Source organism: Acidithiobacillus sp. TH-A67, assembly GCF_057473545.1.
Genome location: NZ_JBYCKU010000045.1, coordinates 1 through 17577 on the forward strand (window position 1 = coordinate 1; position 17577 = coordinate 17577).

A 17577-nucleotide genomic window follows, 5' to 3' on the forward strand; every position below is an offset into this window, starting at 1 on the left:
CAAGGTCACGCTGATTGCCCCGATCGCGATGGAAGATGGGCTGCGTTTTGCAGTGCGCGAAGGAGGCCGTACCGTCGGCGCCGGCGTCGTTTCGAAGGTGGTGGAGTGATGGAAGGTTCCAAGATTCGTATTCGCCTGAAGTCTTACGACTACCGGATGCTTGACATCTCTGCTGCGGAGATCGTCGAGACCGCGCGCCGCACCGGCGCGCGGGTCTGTGGTCCGATTCCGTTGCCCACCAAGATCGAGCGCTTCACCGTGCTGCGTTCGCCGCATGTGGACAAAAATGCCCGTGACCAGTTCGAGCAACGCACTCATAAGCGGCTCATGGATATTCTCGACCCCAACGACAAGACCGTCGATGCGCTCATCAAGCTCGACCTTGCGGCGGGAGTTGATGTAGAGATTAAGCTGTAAGGAGAAAATAATGACGATCGGCATGATAGGTCGCAAGATCGGTATGACGCGGGTGGCTGGCGAAGGTGGCAAGGTGGTTCCGGTTACCGTTATCCACGTCGCAGAAAACGTCGTGACCCAGGTAAAGAGCAAAGACAGCGACGGGTACGAGTCGATCCAGGTCGGCGTAGGCAGCGTCCGGCCACAACGTTTGAGCTCTGCGCTAGCCGGACATTTTCGTAAGGCTGCCGTTGAGCCGCGCCGTTTTTTACGTGAGTTTCGGCTGAATGAGTCCGGTTCTTATCAAGCTGGACAAGAGCTGTCGCTGGATATGTTCACTGTGGGACAGCGGATTGACGTGACAGGTGTCAGCAAGGGTAAGGGTTTTGCGGGTGCCATCAAGCGTCACAATTTTCGCAGTAATCGCGCCAGCCACGGTAATTCGCTATCCCACCGTGCCCCGGGCTCCATTGGTTGTCGTCAGACTCCAGGTCGGGTATTCAAAGGCAAGAAGATGGCTGGGCATTTGGGCAACGAGCGGGTAACGACTCTGAATCTCGAGGTCGTACGTGTCGATGTCGAGCGGCGCCTCGTGATGATCAAGGGTAGTGTGCCCGGCGCTAACGAGGGGGATGTTGTACTGCGTCCCACCGTGCGCGGGTAAACGGGAGCACGACGATGGAAGTAGAAAGTATTCATATTAGTAGTGGCAAGGGTGAAAAGGTAGAGCTGGCGGACGCCGTGTTCGACGCGCCCTACAACGAAGCGTTACTGCATCAGGTGGTGGTCGCGCAATTAGCGGGTCTGCGTAGCGGTACGGCGGTGCAGAAGAATCGTGCCGCCGTTCGTGGCGGCGGTCGCAAGCCTTGGAAACAGAAAGGTGGCGGTCGTGCGCGTGCGGGTAGTATCCGGAGTCCCATCTGGCGCGGCGGTGGTCGCGCCTTTCCTGGCGTGACGCAAAGTTACAAGCAGAAGGTCAACAAGAAAATGTGGGCCGGTGCCATGCGCAGTGCGCTGGCGGAGCTGCTTCGGCAAGATCGTTTGCAGATCATCGCCGCAGAAGATTTTGCCGAACCCAAGGCCAAGCACGGGCGGACCTGGTTGCAAGCCGCGGGTGGTGATGACGTGCTGGTAGTGTTGGCAGAAGCGCCGATCAATTTCTTTTTGTCGCTGCGGAATTTTCCGCACGTCGGCTTGGCCGAGTGGCAGGATGTGGGTCCCGCAGACCTCCTGCGTTACGGGCGAGTGTTGATGGACGCCGCCGCCGCCAACAAGTTTGCGGAGGTGTATGGATGAATAACGAACGTCAGTTTCTGGTCTTGCTTGCGCCGATCGTGAGCGAGAAAAGCACCATGCAGACCCAGGCAGCAAATCAGTACGCCTTTCGGGTCGCGCGAGACGCCAGCAAGGGCGAGATCAAGTCTGCGGTCGAACGGCTGTTCCAAGTCAGTGTACTGTCCGTACAGACGCTGAACTACGCGGGTAAGGCGAAGCGTATGGGACGCCATGCCGGGCGTCGCTCTTCCTGGAAGAAAGCCTACGTGCGCCTTGCCGAAGGCAACAGCATCGACCTTGGCATTGCCTGAGAGAGATAGGGGATAAAGATGGCTCTCGTACGAACCAAACCGACCTCCGCCGGACGTCGTTTCGTCATCAAGGTGGTCAATCCGGAGCTGCACAAGGGCGCTCCGGTCAAAGCGTTGACCTCCAGCCAGGCACATACTGGCGGTCGCAACCACAATGGACGAGTGACGCGCCGGCACGCCGGTGGTGGGCATCGTCAGCATTATCGTCTGGTTGATTTTCGTCGTAACAAGAATGACATACCTGCCAAGGTGGAGCGGATCGAATACGATCCCAACCGCAGCGCCCATTTGGCCCTGCTCTGTTACGCCGACGGCGAACGCCGGTATATCCTTGCTCCCAAAGGCGTGTCCGCTGGCGACACCCTGATCTCTGGCGAGGAGACGCCGGTGCGTCCCGGTAACTGCATGCCGCTGCGCAAGATTCCAGTCGGTAGTGTGGTCCACAATATCGAATTGCGTCCTGGCAAGGGCGGGCAGATCGCCCGCTCGGCTGGCGCCTCCGCGCAGTTGATGGCGCGTGAAGGAGATTACGCGCAGATTCGACTGCGCTCTGGTGAAGTGCGCAAAATTCATGTATCCTGCCGCGCCACATTGGGTGTTGTCGGCAACGACGAGCATGGGACGCGGCAGTTGGGCAAGGCCGGTGCTACCCGCTGGCGCGGTATCCGTCCCACGGTGCGTGGCGTCGCCATGAACCCGGTCGACCATCCACACGGTGGTGGTGAAGGCCGCACCTCGGGCGGGCGTCATCCGGTGTCGCCCTGGGGGCAGCCGACCAAGGGGTATCGTACCCGTCGCAACAAACGTACCAGCGGCATGATCGTCCGCCGCCGGAAGTCCTGATCAGGGGAGAGGAATTCGTCGTGCCACGTTCCATCAAGAAGGGTCCTTTCGTGGACCAGCATCTCGACAAAAAAGTCCAGGAAGCTCAGGCGAGCAACAGTCGCAAGCCGATCAAGACCTGGTCGCGTCGTTCCACCATTACGCCCGATTTTATCGGTTTGACCTTTGCCGTCCATAACGGAAAACAGCACATTCCCGTTGTGGTCAACGAGAACATGGTGGGGCACAAGCTCGGCGAGTTTGCCCTGACTCGGACCTTCAAGGGCCACGTCGCCGACAAGAAAGCCAAGCGTTGAGGACACTGAGATGAGATCAACGGCAGTATTGAAAGGATTGCAGATGTCGCCGCAAAAGGCTCGACTGGTTGCTGACCTGGTGCGCGGAAAACCGGTAGATAAGGCGTTGGATATCCTGCGTTTTACCCAGAAAAAGGCGGCGTTGCCGATTCGCAAATGCCTGGAGTCCGCCATCGCCAATGCCGAGAACAACGAAGGTGCCGATGTCGATGCCTTGGTGGTCGAATCGATCATGATTGATGGCGGTTCGGTGTTGAAGCGCTTCGCGGCCCGTGCGAAGGGGCGCGGCACGCGGATTTTGAAGCGTACCAGCCACATCACCATTGTCGTAGCCGAACAGTAAGCGAGGAAAGTATGGGTCAGAAAACGAATCCAATCGGACTGCGTCTGGGAATCATTAAGAATTGGAACTCGCGCTGGTACGGAAAAGCAGATTTCAAAGACAAGTTGCTCGAAGACATCCGTATCCGTGATTTCATTCGCAAGCGCCTGAGTGGCGCGGCGATCTCTGATATCACGGTTGAGCGGCCCGCGCGCAGTGCGCGTATCACGCTGCACACGGCGCGGCCCGGGGTAGTCATTGGCAAGAAGGGCGAGGATATTGAGAATCTGCGTGCGGAAGTGCAAAAGCGCATGGGGATTCCAGTGCACGTCAATGTCGAAGAAATTCGCAAGCCAGAGCTGGATGCCCAGCTGGTCGCCGAGAACGTGGCTCAGCAGTTGGAGCGGCGGATCATGTTCCGTCGGGCAATGAAGCGAGCCGTTACCAACGCGATGCGTTTTGGCGCCCAGGGAATGCGGATCAACTGTGCTGGTCGCTTGGGCGGTGCGGAGATCGCGCGGACCGAGTGGTACCGCGAGGGACGCGTTCCTCTGCATACCCTCCGCGCAGACATCGACTACGGCTTTGCCGAGGCTAAGACGACCTATGGCATCATTGGCGTCAAGGTCTGGATCTTCAAGGGCGAAATTCTCGAATGGAGCAGCGCAGCTAGCGTTGCTGCCGCGCAGAAGTAAGGAGAGCGGTGATGTTGCAACCAAAACGGACCAAATTTCGCAAACAGCACAAGGGTCGCAATCGCGGCCTCGCCACGCGCGGCAACAAAGTGAGCTTTGGTGAGTATGGTCTCAAGGCGACAACGCGCGGGCGCGTCACGGCGCGGCAGATCGAGGCCGCCAGGCGTGCCATCAACCGTCATGTACGCCGTGGAGGACGGATCTGGGTGCGGGTTTTCCCCGACAAGCCGATCAGCAAAAAGCCCGCTGAAGTGCGTATGGGTAAGGGCAAAGGAAATCCGGAATACTGGGTGGCGTTGATTCAGCCCGGTAAGGTTTTGTATGAAATGGAAGGCGTAACGGAAGAGGTAGCACGCGAGGCTCTGCGGCTCGGAGCTGCCAAACTGCCGGTGCAGACCATCGTGGTAGAACGGCGGGTGATGGGATGAAAGGACAAGATTTGAGCCAGCTATCGGTGTCTGAGTGTCAGACCCAGTTGCTTGCACTCCTCGAAGAGCAGTTCAAACTGCGTATGCAACATGGCACCGGGCAGCTGGCGAACACTGCCCGCTTGCGCGGCGTGCGTCGCGACATAGCACGGATACGTACTGAGATCACGAAGAAGGCGAAGGTGAGCCAATGAGCACAGAACAGAATCCTCGGAGTCTGGTGGGCACCGTGGTCAGCAATCGGATGGATAAGACCATTGTCGTCCTTGTCGAGCATCGTATTCAGCACCCGCTGTACAAGAAGTACATACGGCGGTCGAAGAAATTCCACGCTCACGATCAGGACAACAGTTGCCAGATCGGTGATACCGTGCGCATTGAAGAATGCCGGCCGATTTCCAAGACCAAGACCTGGCGTCTGGTGTCGGTAGTTGGGCATGCCATTGCGGAAGGAGTCGCATCATGATTCAAATGCAGAGTCGGCTAGCCGTGGCGGACAACAGCGGCGCTCGAGAGGTGATGTGCATCAAGGTGCTCGGCGGCTCGCACCGGCGCTACGCGGATATTGGTGACGTCATCAAGGTCAGCATCAAGGACGCGGCACCGCGCGGTAAGGTCAAGAAGGGTGATGTTTACAATGCCCTCATTGTGCGTACTCGCAAGGGCGTTCGTCGCGAGGACGGTTCGGTGATCCGCTTCGACAACAACGCTGCGGTGCTGCTCAACAATCAGTTGCAGCCGATTGGCACGCGTATTTTTGGCCCGGTCACCCGCGAGCTGCGTGGCGCCAATTTCATGAAGATCATTTCGCTCGCGCCCGAAGTGTTGTAGGAGTTGAGCATGAGCAAGATTCGCAAGGACGATGAAGTGGTGGTGCTCAGCGGTAAGGACAAGGGCAAACGTGGCAAGGTATTGCGCGTGTTGCCGGAGGAAGGCCGCGCCATCGTGGAAAAAGTCAATATGATCAAGCGGCATCAACGCCCGGATCGTATGGGTAACGGTGGTGGTATCGTAGAAAAGGAAGCGCCGGTGCAGTTGTGCAAGCTCGCGATCTACAACCCGGTTACGGGTAAGGCCGACCGCGTTGGTTTCAAGTTCCTCGCCGATGGCAGCAAGGTTCGCGTATTCAAAAGCAACGGCGAACAGCTGGCGAAGCATTGAGGGGGCAGGTGAAGATGGAAGCACGGTTGCAAAAAGTATACAAGGATCAGATCATACCGCGGCTGATTCAGGAGTTCGGTTTTAAAAGCGTCATGGAGGTTCCGCGCCTGCAAAAGATCACCATCAACATGGGGGTCGGTGAGGCGGTCGGCGATAAGAAGGTGCTCGAGGCTGCCGTTGGTGATATGACGAAGATCGCCGGTCAGAAACCGATTGTCACCAAGGCGCGGAAGTCTGTTGCGGCCTTCAAGATTCGCGACGGCTATCCGATCGGCTGCATGGTGACCTTGCGTGGTGAGCGCATGTATGAATTTCTGGATCGCTTGGTGAGTATTGCTATCCCCCGAATCCGCGATTTTCGCGGCCTGTCGCCGAAATCCTTCGATGGCCGGGGAAACTATTCGATGGGGGTAAAGGAGCAGATCATTTTCCCGGAGATCGAGTACGACAAAATCGACCGACTGCGAGGAATGGACGTGACCTTTACGACCACTGCCAAGAACGATGCGGAGGCCCTGGGTTTACTCAAGGCTTTCAAAATGCCGTTCCGCGCCTGAGGAGAGCAAAGTTATGGCAAAGAAATCGATGATCGCCAAGGCAGCGCGGGCGCCGAAATTTCGCGTACGTGCCTACCACCGTTGCCAGCTTTGTGGTCGCGCCCATGGTTACTATCGCAAGTTTGGACTGTGCCGTCTTTGCCTGCGGAAGCATGCTTCGGCCGGCAACATTCCCGGCATCGTGAAGAGCAGTTGGTGAGGGAAAGATGAGTATTACAGATCCTATCGCAGATATGCTGACGCGCATTCGTAATGCGCAGGCAGTGGGCAAGAATTCTGTCCAGATCCCAGCGTCCAAGCTGAAACGGGCGATCGCTCGGGTACTACTAGACGAAGGCTACATCGCGGAAGTCGCAGACGATACCCTCGCCGGTCATCCCAGCCTGCGGATTACTTTAAAGTACTATGCAGGGGAAGGAGTAATCTCCGAGATTCGGCGGATCAGCCGTCCCGGTGTGCGTATTTACCGCGGTGCGCAAGAGCTGCCACGGGTGCGCGACGGCTATGGTATCGCCATCGTCTCCACTTCGCGCGGTATCATGACCGACCGCGCCGCGCGAGCCGAGGGTATCGGCGGCGAAGTGCTCTGCGTCGTCGCGTAAGGGGGAAGCATGTCACGCGTAGCGAAACAACCAGTCAGTTTGCCCAAGGGCGTCGAGGTTCGGATTGACGCCGGTCAAGTCACCGTGAAGGGCCCCAAGGGGCAGCTCGCCATGGCCTTGCAAAACGGTGTCGGAATTCACGTCGAAGGCGACAGGGCGAGTATCAATTGGCAAGAAGATGTCGTGCATCACGCGGGTACCACGCGTGCGTTGTTGGCCAATATGGTCCATGGTGTGTCCCAGGGCTTTGAGCGCAAGCTGGAAATCATTGGCGTTGGCTATCGAGCTCAGGCCAAGGGTAAGACGCTGGGTCTGAGCCTTGGATTTTCCCACCCGGTTGAGTACCCGGTCCCGGAGTCGATCACTATCGAGACGCCGACGCAGACGGAAATCGTCATCCGCGGCGTGGATAAGCAGATGGTCGGGCAGGTTGCTGCAGATATCCGCGCGTATCGGCCGCCGGAGCCTTATAAGGGCAAGGGCGTGCGCTATGCCGGTGAGCAAGTCCGGCGCAAAGAAGCCAAGAAGAAGTGAGGGGATCAGCAATGGACAAGAATATCAGCCGGTTGCGTCGGGCCAGAAAGACCCGCGCCCGCATTGCCGGACAGGGCAAGCTGCGCTTGTCGGTCTATCGTTCCGGCAAGCATATCTACGCGCAAATCATCGACGATGCCCAAGGGCGGGTACTCACCCAGGCCTCTTCGTTGGAGAAAGATGTGCGTGCTACCATTAAGAATGGTGCTAGTACCGATAGCGCGGCCCTCATCGGTAAGCGCGTGGCAGAAAAGGCCAAAGGTCTGGGGATTACCGAGGTCGCTTTTGACCGCAGCGGTTATCGCTACCACGGCCGGGTAAAGGCCCTCGCCGAGGCAGCACGCGAAAGCGGCCTGTCCTTCTGACGGAGTATTGACAATGGCAAGAGAGAATCGCGAAAGCCAACAGCCGGGTGATGGAATGTTGGAAAAGCTCATTCACATCAATCGCGTATCAAAGGTGGTGAAGGGTGGGCGCCAGTTTGGCTTTGCCGCCTTGATGGTGGTGGGTGACGGAGATGGAAAGGTCGGTTTTGGGCGGGGCAAGGCCAAGGAAGTTCCTGCTGGTATCCAGAAAGCCACCGATCAGGCCCGCCGTTATCTCACCCAGGTGCCGTTGATGCGGGGCACCATCCCGTTTCCGGTGGAAGGGCGTCATGGCGCGGCTCGTGTCATTCTGCGGCCGGCCCCCGAGGGTAGCGGTGTCATCGCCGGCGGTGCCATGCGCGCGGTGTGTGAGGCGGTGGGCTTACGCAATGTCGTGGCCAAATCGTTGGGATCCAATAATCCCATCAATGTCGTGCGTGCAACCTTTGATGCCTTTTCCAAACTGGCGAGTCCTCAGTCCATTGCCATGAAGCGTGGCAAGACGTTGCGGGAAATTCGCGAACATGGAGGGTCTGAAAATGAGTAAGACCCTACGGGTTACCTTGGTCCGCAGTCTGATCGGGATTACGAAAAAGCACCGCGCCACGGTTCGTGGTCTGGGCTTGCGACGTACCGGTCACAGCGTCGAACTTCGCGATACCCCTGAGGTTCGCGGAATGATTCAGAAAATCCCGTATCTCTTACGTTGGGAAGAACAGTCATGAAATTGAATACCATTGCACCTGCGCCAGGCGCCAAGAAGGAGCGTGTGCGGGTCGGTCGTGGCATTGGTAGCGGCTTTGGCAAGACCGCGGGAAGGGGCCACAAGGGACAGCACGCCCGTTCTGGCGGCTACCACAAAGTCGGCTTTGAGGGTGGACAGATGCCGTTGCAGCGGCGCATTCCGAAACGTGGTTTTCGCAATGCCGGTGCTTCGCTGGTGGTCGAAGTGACCCTCGACATGCTCGCCAGCGCCGCAATCAGCGGCATGGTGGATGCCGAAGCTCTGCGGCTGCGCCGCTTTGTCCGCGGTGATGCCGTTCAGATCAAAGTCATCCGGACGGGCAAGCTGGAAGCCGCGATCACCGTTAAAGGCCTGCGTGTCAGCGCCGGCGCGCGGCAGGCCATTGAGGCCGCTGGCGGTCAGGTAGAGGAATAAGTATGGCCAACACCCTCGGCGCACTGAGCAATGCCGCGCAGGGTGCGGGCAATATCGCGGAATTACGGCGACGAATCTTCTTCTTGCTCGGGGCGTTGTTGGTCTTCCGCATCGGCGCACATATTCCCGTTCCCGGTATTGATCCTGCGGCGATGGCTTCCTTTTTCCACCAGGAACAGGGAACCATCCTTGGTATGTTCAACATGTTTTCCGGAGGCGCGCTATCGCGACTCACGGTTTTTGCGTTGGGCATCATGCCGTATATCAGTGCGTCCATCATTTTTCAGTTGGGCGGGGCGGTTATCCCACAGCTGGAAGAGCTGAAAAAGGAGGGGGAAGCGGGGCGGCGGAAAATTACCGAATACACTCGCTACGCCACTGTGGTGTTGTCGCTCCTGCAAGGATTAGGTATTGCCGTTGCCATTGAGAAGATGCATGGCGGCTCGGTACCGGTGGTGATCGATCCCGGGCCACTGTTTCTTTTTACGACTACGATCACCCTTTCGGCGGGTACAGTATTCTTGATGTGGCTGGGCGAGCAGATTACTGAACGTGGCATTGGTAACGGTATCTCCCTCATCATCTTTGCGGGGATCGTAGCTGGCCTACCCCAGGCCCTTGCCACCATGTTGGAGCTCGTGCGTACCGGCCAGTTTCAGCCGCTCTTTGCTCTGGCCATTTTTGTCTTGGCCCTGGTGGTTCTTGCCTTCGTCGTCTTTATGGAGAGCGCACAGCGACGTATCCCAATTCAGTACGCTAAGCGGCAAGTAGGACGGAAGATTTATGGCGGGCAGAGCACCCACATGCCCCTCAAGGTGAACATGTCCGGGGTGATTCCGCCGATCTTCGCTACCAGTATACTGCTTCTACCTGCTACTCTCGCCGGCTGGTTTGCCAATGTGCCTGGCATGGAGTGGTTGGCTCGGATTGGACAGGCGTTGAGTCCCGGGACCACCTTGTACGATGTGGTATTCACTATTGCCATCGTATTCTTTGCCTTTTTCTACACGGCTATGGTGTTTAACCCGCGCGAAACCGCTGATAACCTGAAGAAGTCCGGCGCCTTCGTTCCCGGACTGCGGCCTGGAGAGCAGACATCCAAGTATATGGATCGGGTCTTGAGCCGTCTCACCCTGTGGGGAGCTATTTACCTCACCGTGGTGTGTCTGTTGCCAGAGTTCCTGATCACGGAATACAACGTGCCGTTTTACTTTGGTGGTACGAGCCTGCTCATCGTCGTCGTCGTTATGATGGACCTGATGGCACAGATCCAGAGCCATTTGCTTACCCATCGGTACGAAGGTTTGCTGCGGAAGAGCGGCCAGCAAGGTAAGCGATAACTATGACGGATATTGGACACATTATTCTGCTCGGCGCCCCGGGCGTGGGCAAGGGTACCCAGGCCAAGGTGTTGTCCGCCGAGTTGGGCTTGCCTCATGTTTCGACTGGTGATATGCTCCGCGCCTCTGTTGCTGCCGGCAGCGAGATGGGTAAACGAGCCAAGGCGGTGATGGAGTCTGGCGCTTTGGTCAGTGACGAGATCATACTAGGCATTGTGTCTGAACGGCTGCAGGAAGGCGACGCGCAGAAGGGAGTTATATTCGACGGTTTCCCGCGCACGGTGGTGCAGGCTGAAGGGCTCGACCATTTGCTCGCTCGCAGCGGTGTCTTGTCGATTGCGCATGTCCTGCACATTGTGCTTGATGATGAGGAAATTGTCGATCGGCTGTCCGGGCGGCGTGTGTGTCGCAACTGTGGTGCCATATACCATGTGCGTTTCCAGCCGCCAAAGGTTGCGGGACGATGCGACCGGTGTGGTGGCGAACTCTTTCAGCGGGACGATGACCAGCCTGAGGTAATTCGGCATCGGCTTGCGGTGTACGCAGCCGAGACGGCGCCGCTGGTTTCTTTCTACCGCGCTCGGGCCGGGTACGCTGAGGTGGATGGCACCGGTAGCAGTGCGGCGGTCACCGACCGTATTCGGGTTTTGTTGAGGTAAAGGGATGGCCAAGGAAGACACTCTCGAAATGCAGGGAGAAGTCATAGAAAACCTGCCAAGCGCAACCTTTAAGGTGCGTTTGGAAAATGGTTTTGTGGTCAATGCACACATCTCTGGGAAGATGCGTATGCACTACATACGGATTCTGCCTGGAGATAAGGTCACTGTGGAGATGACGCCTTACGACCTGAGCAAGGGGCGCATCACCTATCGCGCCAAGTAAGGAGGCGTTCCATGAAAGTTCGGGCATCGGTGAAAAGGCTTTGCCGTAATTGCAAAATCATCCGGCGTAATGGTGTCGTCCGAGTGATTTGCGTCGAACCGCGGCATAAGCAGCGGCAGGGGTGAGTGTGGTGATGGGGTTGGCTATGATGAATGGGAAGGAGTAGGGAATGGCCCGCATTGCTGGTGTCAATATTCCGAACAACAAGCAGATCGGTGTCGCCTTGACGTATATTTACGGCATTGGAGCCACTCGGTCCCGCGATATTCTTGCGGCGGCAGAGGTCGATACCGCGGTTCGCGTAAAAGATGTGAGCGAAGGCGAGCTCGAACGCATTCGCACCGAGGTCGCTAAGTATGTGGTTGAAGGCGACCTGCGCCGGGAAGTCACTATGAGCATCAAACGGCTCATGGATCTCGGCTGCTATCGCGGTATCCGTCATCGCCGCGGTCTCCCAGTACATGGTCAACGGACCAAGACCAACGCACGTACCCGTAAGGGTCCGGCGAAGCCCATCGCCCGCTGAAGCTGAAGGATCGATAGCATGGCAAAGACACAAACGAACGTGCGCGTACGGAAGAAAGTCAAGAAGAACGTTGTGGATGGCGTCGCGCATATTTACGCCTCCTTCAATAATACTATCATCACCATCAGCGACCGGCAGGGCAATGCGTTGGCGTGGGCCAGCTCGGGCGGGTCCGGCTTCCGCGGTTCGCGGAAGAGCACTCCGTTTGCCGCTCAGGTCGCGGCGGAAAATGCCGGACGCCGAGCGCAGGAATACGGTTTGAAGAACCTGGATGTCGAGGTGAGTGGCCCGGGACCCGGGCGAGAGAGCACAGTACGTGCCCTGCATTCCGTTGGTTTTCGCATCACCAGCATTCGCGACGTGACGCCGATCCCACACAATGGCTGCCGTCCGCCCAAAAAGCGGCGTGTTTGATTTTTTTGGAGGTAGGTAGTGGCTAAATATACCGGCCCCAGTTGCCGTCAGTGCCGGCGCGAAGGTGGCAAGCTCTTTCTGAAGGGTGAAAAGTGTTTCTCTGACAAGTGTCCAGTCGTGGTCCGGGCCTATGCGCCGGGTCAACACGGGCAACGCCGTGGGCGCGTCAGTGAATACGGTACGCAGTTGCGCGAAAAGCAAAAGGTGCGGCGTGTCTATGGTATTCTTGAGGGGCAGTTCCGGCGCTACTTCGCTGCAGCCTCTCAGAAGAAGGGCGTGACCGGCGAGCTGCTTTTGCGTTTCCTGGAGTTGCGGCTGGACAATATTGCCTATCGTGCAGGCTTTGGCTCTTCGCGTGCCGAAGCTCGCCAGGTAGTGCGGCATGGCCACGTGACGGTCAACGGCAAGCGAGTGGACATTCCGTCCTATCAAGTTCGCGCCGGTGATGTCATAGCGGTTACCGCGGCGGCTAAGGAACACGCGCGTATTCTGGGCGCTGTTGAGGCAGCAGAAGGTCGTGGCTACCCCGAGTGGCTCAGCGTCGATACCAAGGCACTCAGTGCCACTATCAAGGCCGTCCCCGTGCGCGACGAAATGCCGCAGGATTTGAACGAGCAGATGGTGGTGGAACTCTACTCCAAGTAATATGGAGCAACGAGGATTATTTATGGCTGAAGTTGGCGAGCTGTTGTGTCCGCAGAATTACGAAATCGAAACGACCGGTGCGCATTCCGCCCGCGTCAGTTTGGGTCCTCTAGAACGTGGTTTTGGGCACACTCTCGGTAATTCACTGCGGCGGATTCTCCTTTCCTCGCTGAAAGGCGTTGCAGTTACCGAGGTCGAAATCGAGGGCGTTCTGCACGAATACTCCAGTCTGGAAGGGGTGCAGGAGGATGTCGTGGACATTCTCCTGAATCTCAAGCAGCTGGCGATCCGTAGCCACCGTCAGGAGTCGCAGACCATTACCGTGCGCAAACGGGGACCCGGGCCCGTCACGGGTGCCGATATTGTCGCCGAGCATGGAGTCGAGGTGGCGAATCCCGGGCACGTCATTGCGACCATCACCCGGGACGTCGAGATGGTGATGCACTTGCGCCTCGACTTTGGGCGTGGCTATCAGGCGGCCGCTACGCGCCTGCGTGACCACGAAAAACGGATCGGCGTCCTGGCTCTCGATGCGAGCTTTAGCCCGGTGCGTCGCGTCAGTTTTCAGGTAGAGAGTGCTCGGGTGGAACAGCGTACCGATCTTGATCGCCTGATCCTTGACGTCGAAACCAATGGTACAATTGAGCCACTGGCTGCCATTCAGGAGGCGGCACGCATACTCCGCCAACAGTTGGACGTCTTCGTTGGTGGCGAGATGCCCGCCGTAGAAGAGCTGCGGAAAGTTGCTGTGGTCGAGGATCTGATGCCCCTGCTGGAACGGCCGGTGGATGATCTCGAGTTGACCGTGCGTTCGCTGAATTGCCTGAAGGCCGAGGACATCTTCTATATCGGTGATCTGGTGCAGAAATCGGAAAATGAGCTCTTGAAGGCGCCGAATCTCGGTCGTAAATCTCTGACAGAGATTAAGGAGATCCTCGGCGGCAAAGGGCTTTCCTTAGGGATGCGCCTGCAGAATTGGCCGCCCGAGGGCTTACCACCGCTGGGTAATAAAGATGCCGTCGAGGCAGACTGAGTCGTTACTTTTTATTTGGGGAGTGTGACGTCATGCGTCATGGCAATAGTGGAAAAAAACTGAATCGTAACAGCAGCCATCGGCGGGCGATGTTCGCCAATATGATGGTCTCGCTTTTTGCGCACGAGCGAATCGTCACCACCTTACCCAAGGCCAAGGAACTGCGACGCTTTGCCGAGCCGATGATTACCCTGGCCAAGGAGCCTACGGTGGCGCGGCGGCGTCTCGCGTTTTCTCGTCTTCGTGATCGCGCGGCCGTGGTCAAACTCTTTGATGAACTGGGTCCGCATTACAAGGCAAGGCCTGGTGGCTATCTGCGTATTGTCAAGTACGGGTTTCGTGCGGGTGACAACGCGCCGCTCGCAATCGTTGAGCTGGTGGATCGCGAAGCCAGCGCTTCCTGACGAGACAGCGTCCCGCAAAAGGGCTGGGAGCCTGGCTGCTCTCAGCCCTTTCCTGCTTCTGTTGTCAGGTGTTGCGCTAGATAGTGGCCGGTATGAGAATGTTGCGCCATCATCAGTTGTTCCGGCGTTCCTTCGGCAATGATCTGGCCGCCGCCGTTGCCGCCCTCGGGACCGAGATCAATGACCCAGTCGGCGCTTTTGATGACGTCGAGATTGTGCTCGATGACCACCACGCTGTTGCCGGCGTCAACGAGCTTCTGCAGTACGCTCAGCAACATCGCGATATCGTGAAAGTGTAGGCCGGTGGTCGGTTCGTCGAGGATGTAGAGGGTGCGACCAGTGTCCCGACGGGAAAGCTCGCGCGCGAGTTTCACCCGTTGCGCTTCGCCGCCAGAAAGGGTGGTTGCGGACTGACCCAGTTGAATATAACCAAGACCAACGTCGAGCAAGGTTCCCAGTTTACGGGCGATGCTCGGCACTGGCGCGAAAAATTCCGCGGCTTCCTCGACCGTCATCTGCAGCACATCGTGGATGGACTTTCCCTTGTAGTGGATCTCCAGGGTCTCGTGTTTGTAGCGCCGTCCGTGACAGACGTCGCACTCGACATAGACGTCGGGGAGAAAGTGCATTTCCACGCGTAAAACGCCTTCTCCTTCGCAGGCCTCGCAGCGCCCGCCTTTGACATTGAAACTGAAACGACCTGGCCCATAGCCGCGCGCGCGGGCCTCATTGGTCCCGGCAAAGAGCTCCCGCACGGCAGTGAAAAGTCCACTATAGGTCGCCGGATTGCTGCGCGGGGTGCGCCCGATGGGGCTCTGATCGATGGAGATGACCTTGTCGAGATGCTCCAACCCGAGGAGCTGCTCATATGGGGCGGGGGTGAGATGGCTGTTCATCAGCCGGCGAGAGCAGGCCGGGAAAAGGGTGTCGTTGATCAGCGTGGATTTGCCGGAACCACTGACCCCGGTGACACAGGTGAAGAGCCCGAGGGGGATTTCCAGAGTTACCTCGCGCAGATTGCGTCCACGCGCGCCGACGAGCCGTAATATCCGCTCGTTGTCTGGCGGACGGCGACGTTCGGGCGTGGCGATACAAAGTTCTCCGCGTAGGTATTTCCCGGTCAGGGAAGCTGCGCTACGGGCCACGCTTGCCGGATGACCGCTGGCCACCACCTCGCCGCCATGCACGCCAGCAGCGGGGCCCATATCGACCAGATAATCGGCGGCGCGGATGGCATCCTCATCATGTTCGACCACGATTACAGTGTTGCCCAGATCGCGCAGGCGTTTCAGGGTCTGCAGCAAGCGATCGTTGTCCCGTTGGTGCAGGCCGATGGAAGGCTCATCCAGGACATACATGACGCCGACCAGGCCGGCACCGATTTGAGAGGCGAGACGAATGCGCTGTGCTTCGCCACCGGACAGGGTCTCGGCGGAGCGGTCGAGGGTCAGGTAGTCCAGCCCGACGTCCATGAGAAACTGCAGGCGATCATGGATCTCCTTGAGGATCCGCTCGGCGATGGCCGCTTCCTTTCCAGCAAGCTGGAGCTCTTCGATAGAGCGCACGGCCTTGCCGATCGACAGGGCGGAAAACTCATGCACAGCGAGTGCCCCGACGCGCACCATGCGCGCCTCGGGACGTAGGCGACTACCGCCGCAGTCGGGGCAGGGCAGGCGGCCCATGAAGCGCAGGAGCTCCTCGCGTAACAGCTGCGATTGCGTTTCGTGCAGTCGTTTTTCCAGGGTGGGGATGACTCCGGAAAAACGCTGGGTTTCCGCTTTGCCGTTGCGTCCACGGATCGCCAAGGGCTCGGAGAAACCGTATAGAAGAATATTCTGCACCGTATCGGGTAGTTCCTTCCAGGCGCTTTCCAGAGAAAAAGCAAGACGATGGGCCAGGGCGTGCAACACTGGATGCATATCATTCTGGCGTTGTCGCCAGGGCGCAATCGCACCATCGGCAATGCTCAGCGCTGGGTTGGGGATGATCAATTGAGGATCGAAGATGTTGATTTCACCGAGCCCATCGCAACGAGGGCAAGCGCCTGCCGGGTTGTTGAAAGAAAAGAGCCGTGGTTCGAGGGCAGGGAAGGATCGGCCACATTGGTGGCAGGCGTGGCGGGCAGAGAAAAAATGTTCCTTTTCTTCGCCTAGGTTGACTACGATCGCCTCCTCGTCGCCCATGGCCATCGCGCTCTCCAGTGATTCTGCTAGACGTCCCCGAACATCGTCGCGCAGGACCAGGCGATCGACCACCGCTTCGATGCTGTGCTTGCGTTTGGGATCCAGCACCGGGAGCTCTTCCAGCTCGCAAAGTTGTCCATCGACCCGGGCGCGCACCAGACCACGGGCGCGTAACCCCTGGAAAATCTCCTCGTGGCTGCCCTTACGATCGCGGAGTACGGGGGCCAGAACCAGGATGCGGGTACCACTTTCCCAGCTGAGGATCTGATCGAGCATCTGGGCGATGCTCTGGCTTTGAATCGGTTCGCCACAGCACCACGGTGTACCCACGCGGGCATAGAGGAGGCGCAGATAATCGTGAATTTCGGTGACGGTGCCAACCGTGGAGCGCGGATTGTGGGAGGTCGATTTCTGCTCGATGGCAATGGCAGGCGACAGTCCCTCAATGGCATCGACATCGGGCTTGCCCATCAGGGAAAGAAACTGCCGCGCATAGGCCGAAAGACTCTCCACATAGCGGCGCTGCCCTTCGGCGTAGAGGGTGTCGAAGGCCAGCGAGGACTTGCCAGAGCCGGAGAGGCCGGTAATCACGATGAGTTGGTCGCGGGGCAGGCGCAGGCTGATATTTTTGAGATTGTGCGTGCGGGCACCGCGAATTTCGATATGATCCATGCCGTTTGCTTTGTTGGCCGTCAGAATGGGATAGTATACGGGCTATCGGGACGCGCGTCCCCGGTTATCAGGAGAGAAATCATGGCGGGAGTGAATAAAGTCATACTACTCGGGCACTTGGGGCGTGACCCCGAGATGCGCTATCAGCCCAGCGGCGGGGCCATTGCCAATCTCAATTTGGCCACGTCGGAAACCTTCAAGGATCGCGAGGGCAATCGCCAGGAGCGCACGGAGTGGCACCGCGTGGTGTTGTTTGGGCGCACCGCGGAGATTGCTGGCGAATATCTGAAAAAAGGTAGCATGGCCTACGTCGAGGGACGCCTGCAGACGCGCAAATGGACCGATAAGGAAGGCCAGGAGCGCTATACTACCGAGATTGTGGGTGATCGCCTGCAGCTAGTGGGGGGGCGCGGTGGCGGCACCGCGAACTTCGACGACGGCCAGCAGGAAAGCTATGCTGCTCCGCAAAGCGCGGCCAAGAGCTCTCCGCGTCCTCCGGTGGAGCAGTTTGAAGATGATGACATACCCTTCTGA

The 17577-nt window shown here is 58.2% G+C and carries 33 protein-coding genes; 32 read left to right on the forward strand and 1 reads right to left on the reverse strand.

Annotated features, from left to right (window positions below):
* Positions 1-13: 13 nt before the first annotated feature.
* From AC2VNM_RS06935 to rplQ, 31 genes are read left to right on the forward strand one after another with little or no spacing between them, the layout of a single operon-like run.
* Complete coding sequence (locus tag AC2VNM_RS06935; RefSeq protein WP_486913070.1) at positions 14-109, forward strand: EF-Tu C-terminal domain-related protein; 96 nt, start codon at positions 14-16, stop codon at positions 107-109.
* The gene (gene rpsJ, locus AC2VNM_RS06940) at positions 109-417 is read left to right on the forward strand and encodes a 30S ribosomal protein S10 (RefSeq protein ID WP_215871596.1); all 309 of its coding nucleotides are present in this window, start codon (positions 109-111) and stop codon (positions 415-417) included. The genes AC2VNM_RS06935 and rpsJ overlap by 1 nt, the downstream gene beginning before the upstream one ends.
* A gap of 10 nt (positions 418-427) precedes the next feature.
* Entirely contained in the window at positions 428-1060 is a 633-nt protein-coding gene (gene rplC, locus AC2VNM_RS06945; RefSeq protein WP_483165726.1) for a 50S ribosomal protein L3, read from the forward strand.
* 14 nt (positions 1061-1074) lie between these two features.
* Positions 1075-1692 (forward strand): 50S ribosomal protein L4, encoded by a 618-nt coding sequence (rplD, locus tag AC2VNM_RS06950; RefSeq protein ID WP_480082222.1) that lies wholly within the window; start codon positions 1075-1077, stop codon positions 1690-1692.
* Entirely contained in the window at positions 1689-1982 is a 294-nt protein-coding gene (gene rplW, locus AC2VNM_RS06955; RefSeq protein ID WP_483165725.1) for a 50S ribosomal protein L23, read from the forward strand. The genes rplD and rplW overlap by 4 nt, the downstream gene beginning before the upstream one ends.
* A gap of 18 nt (positions 1983-2000) precedes the next feature.
* Positions 2001-2825 carry a 50S ribosomal protein L2 gene (rplB, locus tag AC2VNM_RS06960; RefSeq protein ID WP_215871592.1) on the forward strand — a complete coding sequence of 275 codons (825 nt, stop codon included), beginning with the start codon at positions 2001-2003 and terminating at the stop codon, positions 2823-2825.
* Positions 2826-2845: 20 nt separating this feature from the next.
* Positions 2846-3121, forward strand: coding sequence for a 30S ribosomal protein S19 (rpsS, locus tag AC2VNM_RS06965; RefSeq protein WP_215871591.1), 276 nt, complete (start codon positions 2846-2848; stop codon positions 3119-3121).
* A 10-nt stretch (positions 3122-3131) separates the two neighbouring features.
* Positions 3132-3464 carry a 50S ribosomal protein L22 gene (rplV, locus tag AC2VNM_RS06970; RefSeq protein ID WP_483165724.1) on the forward strand — a complete coding sequence of 111 codons (333 nt, stop codon included), beginning with the start codon at positions 3132-3134 and terminating at the stop codon, positions 3462-3464.
* An 11-nt stretch (positions 3465-3475) separates the two neighbouring features.
* Positions 3476-4138, forward strand: coding sequence for a 30S ribosomal protein S3 (rpsC, locus tag AC2VNM_RS06975; protein WP_483165723.1), 663 nt, complete (start codon positions 3476-3478; stop codon positions 4136-4138).
* Positions 4139-4149: 11 nt separating this feature from the next.
* Entirely contained in the window at positions 4150-4566 is a 417-nt protein-coding gene (gene rplP, locus AC2VNM_RS06980; protein WP_483165722.1) for a 50S ribosomal protein L16, read from the forward strand.
* Positions 4563-4760, forward strand: coding sequence for a 50S ribosomal protein L29 (gene rpmC / locus AC2VNM_RS06985; protein WP_483165721.1), 198 nt, complete (start codon positions 4563-4565; stop codon positions 4758-4760). The genes rplP and rpmC overlap by 4 nt, the downstream gene beginning before the upstream one ends.
* On the forward strand, positions 4757-5032 hold the full coding sequence (gene rpsQ / locus AC2VNM_RS06990) for a 30S ribosomal protein S17 (protein ID WP_483165720.1): 276 nt from the start codon (positions 4757-4759) through the stop codon (positions 5030-5032). The genes rpmC and rpsQ overlap by 4 nt, the downstream gene beginning before the upstream one ends.
* Positions 5029-5397: a 50S ribosomal protein L14 gene (rplN, locus tag AC2VNM_RS06995; protein WP_215871585.1), complete on the forward strand. Its 369-nt coding sequence runs from the start codon at positions 5029-5031 to the stop codon at positions 5395-5397. Before rpsQ ends, rplN begins: the two co-directional genes overlap by 4 nt.
* A gap of 9 nt (positions 5398-5406) precedes the next feature.
* Positions 5407-5727: a 50S ribosomal protein L24 gene (gene rplX, locus AC2VNM_RS07000; protein WP_483165719.1), complete on the forward strand. Its 321-nt coding sequence runs from the start codon at positions 5407-5409 to the stop codon at positions 5725-5727.
* Between the two features lie 14 nt (positions 5728-5741).
* A complete protein-coding gene (gene rplE, locus AC2VNM_RS07005; RefSeq protein WP_483165756.1) occupies positions 5742-6284 on the forward strand; it encodes a 50S ribosomal protein L5 in 543 nt (180 codons plus the stop codon).
* A gap of 13 nt (positions 6285-6297) precedes the next feature.
* A complete protein-coding gene (locus tag AC2VNM_RS07010) occupies positions 6298-6483 on the forward strand; it encodes a type Z 30S ribosomal protein S14 (protein ID WP_215871582.1) in 186 nt (61 codons plus the stop codon).
* A gap of 7 nt (positions 6484-6490) precedes the next feature.
* Positions 6491-6886 (forward strand): 30S ribosomal protein S8, encoded by a 396-nt coding sequence (gene rpsH / locus AC2VNM_RS07015; RefSeq protein ID WP_483165718.1) that lies wholly within the window; start codon positions 6491-6493, stop codon positions 6884-6886.
* Between the two features lie 9 nt (positions 6887-6895).
* Complete coding sequence (gene rplF / locus AC2VNM_RS07020; RefSeq protein ID WP_483165717.1) at positions 6896-7420, forward strand: 50S ribosomal protein L6; 525 nt, start codon at positions 6896-6898, stop codon at positions 7418-7420.
* 11 nt (positions 7421-7431) lie between these two features.
* Complete coding sequence (gene rplR / locus AC2VNM_RS07025) at positions 7432-7785, forward strand: 50S ribosomal protein L18 (RefSeq protein ID WP_483165716.1); 354 nt, start codon at positions 7432-7434, stop codon at positions 7783-7785.
* 13 nt (positions 7786-7798) lie between these two features.
* Entirely contained in the window at positions 7799-8332 is a 534-nt protein-coding gene (gene rpsE, locus AC2VNM_RS07030) for a 30S ribosomal protein S5 (RefSeq protein ID WP_483189431.1), read from the forward strand.
* A complete protein-coding gene (gene rpmD, locus AC2VNM_RS07035; RefSeq protein WP_483165714.1) occupies positions 8325-8510 on the forward strand; it encodes a 50S ribosomal protein L30 in 186 nt (61 codons plus the stop codon). Before rpsE ends, rpmD begins: the two co-directional genes overlap by 8 nt.
* Positions 8507-8944, forward strand: a complete 438-nt coding sequence (gene rplO / locus AC2VNM_RS07040; RefSeq protein WP_486913068.1) for a 50S ribosomal protein L15 — start codon at positions 8507-8509, stop codon at positions 8942-8944. Before rpmD ends, rplO begins: the two co-directional genes overlap by 4 nt.
* A 2-nt stretch (positions 8945-8946) precedes the next feature.
* Positions 8947-10284 (forward strand): preprotein translocase subunit SecY, encoded by a 1338-nt coding sequence (secY, locus tag AC2VNM_RS07045; protein WP_483165712.1) that lies wholly within the window; start codon positions 8947-8949, stop codon positions 10282-10284.
* 2 nt (positions 10285-10286) lie between these two features.
* Positions 10287-10943, forward strand: coding sequence for an adenylate kinase (locus AC2VNM_RS07050; protein WP_483165711.1), 657 nt, complete (start codon positions 10287-10289; stop codon positions 10941-10943).
* Positions 10944-10947: 4 nt separating this feature from the next.
* Entirely contained in the window at positions 10948-11166 is a 219-nt protein-coding gene (infA, locus tag AC2VNM_RS07055; protein WP_215871573.1) for a translation initiation factor IF-1, read from the forward strand.
* Between the two features lie 11 nt (positions 11167-11177).
* Positions 11178-11291: a 50S ribosomal protein L36 gene (gene rpmJ / locus AC2VNM_RS07060; RefSeq protein WP_215871572.1), complete on the forward strand. Its 114-nt coding sequence runs from the start codon at positions 11178-11180 to the stop codon at positions 11289-11291.
* Between the two features lie 44 nt (positions 11292-11335).
* Entirely contained in the window at positions 11336-11692 is a 357-nt protein-coding gene (gene rpsM / locus AC2VNM_RS07065) for a 30S ribosomal protein S13 (protein ID WP_483165710.1), read from the forward strand.
* A gap of 18 nt (positions 11693-11710) precedes the next feature.
* Positions 11711-12106, forward strand: coding sequence for a 30S ribosomal protein S11 (gene rpsK / locus AC2VNM_RS07070; RefSeq protein ID WP_215871570.1), 396 nt, complete (start codon positions 11711-11713; stop codon positions 12104-12106).
* 18 nt (positions 12107-12124) lie between these two features.
* Positions 12125-12751 (forward strand): 30S ribosomal protein S4, encoded by a 627-nt coding sequence (gene rpsD, locus AC2VNM_RS07075; protein ID WP_483165709.1) that lies wholly within the window; start codon positions 12125-12127, stop codon positions 12749-12751.
* Between the two features lie 22 nt (positions 12752-12773).
* Positions 12774-13784 carry a DNA-directed RNA polymerase subunit alpha gene (locus tag AC2VNM_RS07080; RefSeq protein ID WP_483165708.1) on the forward strand — a complete coding sequence of 337 codons (1011 nt, stop codon included), beginning with the start codon at positions 12774-12776 and terminating at the stop codon, positions 13782-13784.
* A 32-nt stretch (positions 13785-13816) separates the two neighbouring features.
* The gene (gene rplQ, locus AC2VNM_RS07085; protein WP_215871567.1) at positions 13817-14188 is read left to right on the forward strand and encodes a 50S ribosomal protein L17; all 372 of its coding nucleotides are present in this window, start codon (positions 13817-13819) and stop codon (positions 14186-14188) included.
* A gap of 41 nt (positions 14189-14229) precedes the next feature.
* Here rplQ and uvrA read toward each other — a convergent pair whose 3' ends face one another.
* Positions 14230-17043, reverse strand: a complete 2814-nt coding sequence (gene uvrA, locus AC2VNM_RS07090) for an excinuclease ABC subunit UvrA (protein WP_486913069.1) — start codon at positions 17041-17043, stop codon at positions 14230-14232.
* 81 nt (positions 17044-17124) lie between these two features.
* Between uvrA and ssb the strand changes: the two genes are divergently transcribed.
* A complete protein-coding gene (ssb, locus tag AC2VNM_RS07095; RefSeq protein ID WP_483165706.1) occupies positions 17125-17577 on the forward strand; it encodes a single-stranded DNA-binding protein in 453 nt (150 codons plus the stop codon).

Excerpts from the sequence above, each read along its gene's own strand:
- rpsJ (WP_215871596.1), top strand. The coding sequence starts at position 109 with ATGGAAGGTTCCAAGATTCGTATTCGCCTGAAGTCTTACGACTACCGG.
- rplC (WP_483165726.1), top strand. The coding sequence starts at position 428 with ATGACGATCGGCATGATAGGTCGCAAGATCGGTATGACGCGGGTGGCT.
- rplD (WP_480082222.1), top strand. The coding sequence starts at position 1,075 with ATGGAAGTAGAAAGTATTCATATTAGTAGTGGCAAGGGTGAAAAGGTA.
- rplW (WP_483165725.1), top strand. The coding sequence starts at position 1,689 with ATGAATAACGAACGTCAGTTTCTGGTCTTGCTTGCGCCGATCGTGAGC.
- rplB (WP_215871592.1), top strand. The coding sequence starts at position 2,001 with ATGGCTCTCGTACGAACCAAACCGACCTCCGCCGGACGTCGTTTCGTC.
- rplV (WP_483165724.1), top strand. The coding sequence starts at position 3,132 with ATGAGATCAACGGCAGTATTGAAAGGATTGCAGATGTCGCCGCAAAAG.
- rpsC (WP_483165723.1), top strand. The coding sequence starts at position 3,476 with ATGGGTCAGAAAACGAATCCAATCGGACTGCGTCTGGGAATCATTAAG.
- rplP (WP_483165722.1), top strand. The coding sequence starts at position 4,150 with ATGTTGCAACCAAAACGGACCAAATTTCGCAAACAGCACAAGGGTCGC.
- rpmC (WP_483165721.1), top strand. The coding sequence starts at position 4,563 with ATGAAAGGACAAGATTTGAGCCAGCTATCGGTGTCTGAGTGTCAGACC.
- rpsQ (WP_483165720.1), top strand. The coding sequence starts at position 4,757 with ATGAGCACAGAACAGAATCCTCGGAGTCTGGTGGGCACCGTGGTCAGC.
- rplN (WP_215871585.1), top strand. The coding sequence starts at position 5,029 with ATGATTCAAATGCAGAGTCGGCTAGCCGTGGCGGACAACAGCGGCGCT.
- rplX (WP_483165719.1), top strand. The coding sequence starts at position 5,407 with ATGAGCAAGATTCGCAAGGACGATGAAGTGGTGGTGCTCAGCGGTAAG.
- rplE (WP_483165756.1), top strand. The coding sequence starts at position 5,742 with ATGGAAGCACGGTTGCAAAAAGTATACAAGGATCAGATCATACCGCGG.
- AC2VNM_RS07010 (WP_215871582.1), top strand. The coding sequence starts at position 6,298 with ATGGCAAAGAAATCGATGATCGCCAAGGCAGCGCGGGCGCCGAAATTT.
- rpsH (WP_483165718.1), top strand. The coding sequence starts at position 6,491 with ATGAGTATTACAGATCCTATCGCAGATATGCTGACGCGCATTCGTAAT.
- rplF (WP_483165717.1), top strand. The coding sequence starts at position 6,896 with ATGTCACGCGTAGCGAAACAACCAGTCAGTTTGCCCAAGGGCGTCGAG.
- rplR (WP_483165716.1), top strand. The coding sequence starts at position 7,432 with ATGGACAAGAATATCAGCCGGTTGCGTCGGGCCAGAAAGACCCGCGCC.
- rpsE (WP_483189431.1), top strand. The coding sequence starts at position 7,799 with ATGGCAAGAGAGAATCGCGAAAGCCAACAGCCGGGTGATGGAATGTTG.
- rpmD (WP_483165714.1), top strand. The coding sequence starts at position 8,325 with ATGAGTAAGACCCTACGGGTTACCTTGGTCCGCAGTCTGATCGGGATT.
- rplO (WP_486913068.1), top strand. The coding sequence starts at position 8,507 with ATGAAATTGAATACCATTGCACCTGCGCCAGGCGCCAAGAAGGAGCGT.
- secY (WP_483165712.1), top strand. The coding sequence starts at position 8,947 with ATGGCCAACACCCTCGGCGCACTGAGCAATGCCGCGCAGGGTGCGGGC.
- AC2VNM_RS07050 (WP_483165711.1), top strand. The coding sequence starts at position 10,287 with ATGACGGATATTGGACACATTATTCTGCTCGGCGCCCCGGGCGTGGGC.
- infA (WP_215871573.1), top strand. The coding sequence starts at position 10,948 with ATGGCCAAGGAAGACACTCTCGAAATGCAGGGAGAAGTCATAGAAAAC.
- rpmJ (WP_215871572.1), top strand. The coding sequence starts at position 11,178 with ATGAAAGTTCGGGCATCGGTGAAAAGGCTTTGCCGTAATTGCAAAATC.
- rpsM (WP_483165710.1), top strand. The coding sequence starts at position 11,336 with ATGGCCCGCATTGCTGGTGTCAATATTCCGAACAACAAGCAGATCGGT.
- rpsK (WP_215871570.1), top strand. The coding sequence starts at position 11,711 with ATGGCAAAGACACAAACGAACGTGCGCGTACGGAAGAAAGTCAAGAAG.
- AC2VNM_RS07080 (WP_483165708.1), top strand. The coding sequence starts at position 12,774 with ATGGCTGAAGTTGGCGAGCTGTTGTGTCCGCAGAATTACGAAATCGAA.
- rplQ (WP_215871567.1), top strand. The coding sequence starts at position 13,817 with ATGCGTCATGGCAATAGTGGAAAAAAACTGAATCGTAACAGCAGCCAT.
- uvrA (WP_486913069.1), bottom strand. The coding sequence starts at position 17,043 with ATGGATCATATCGAAATTCGCGGTGCCCGCACGCACAATCTCAAAAAT.
- ssb (WP_483165706.1), top strand. The coding sequence starts at position 17,125 with ATGGCGGGAGTGAATAAAGTCATACTACTCGGGCACTTGGGGCGTGAC.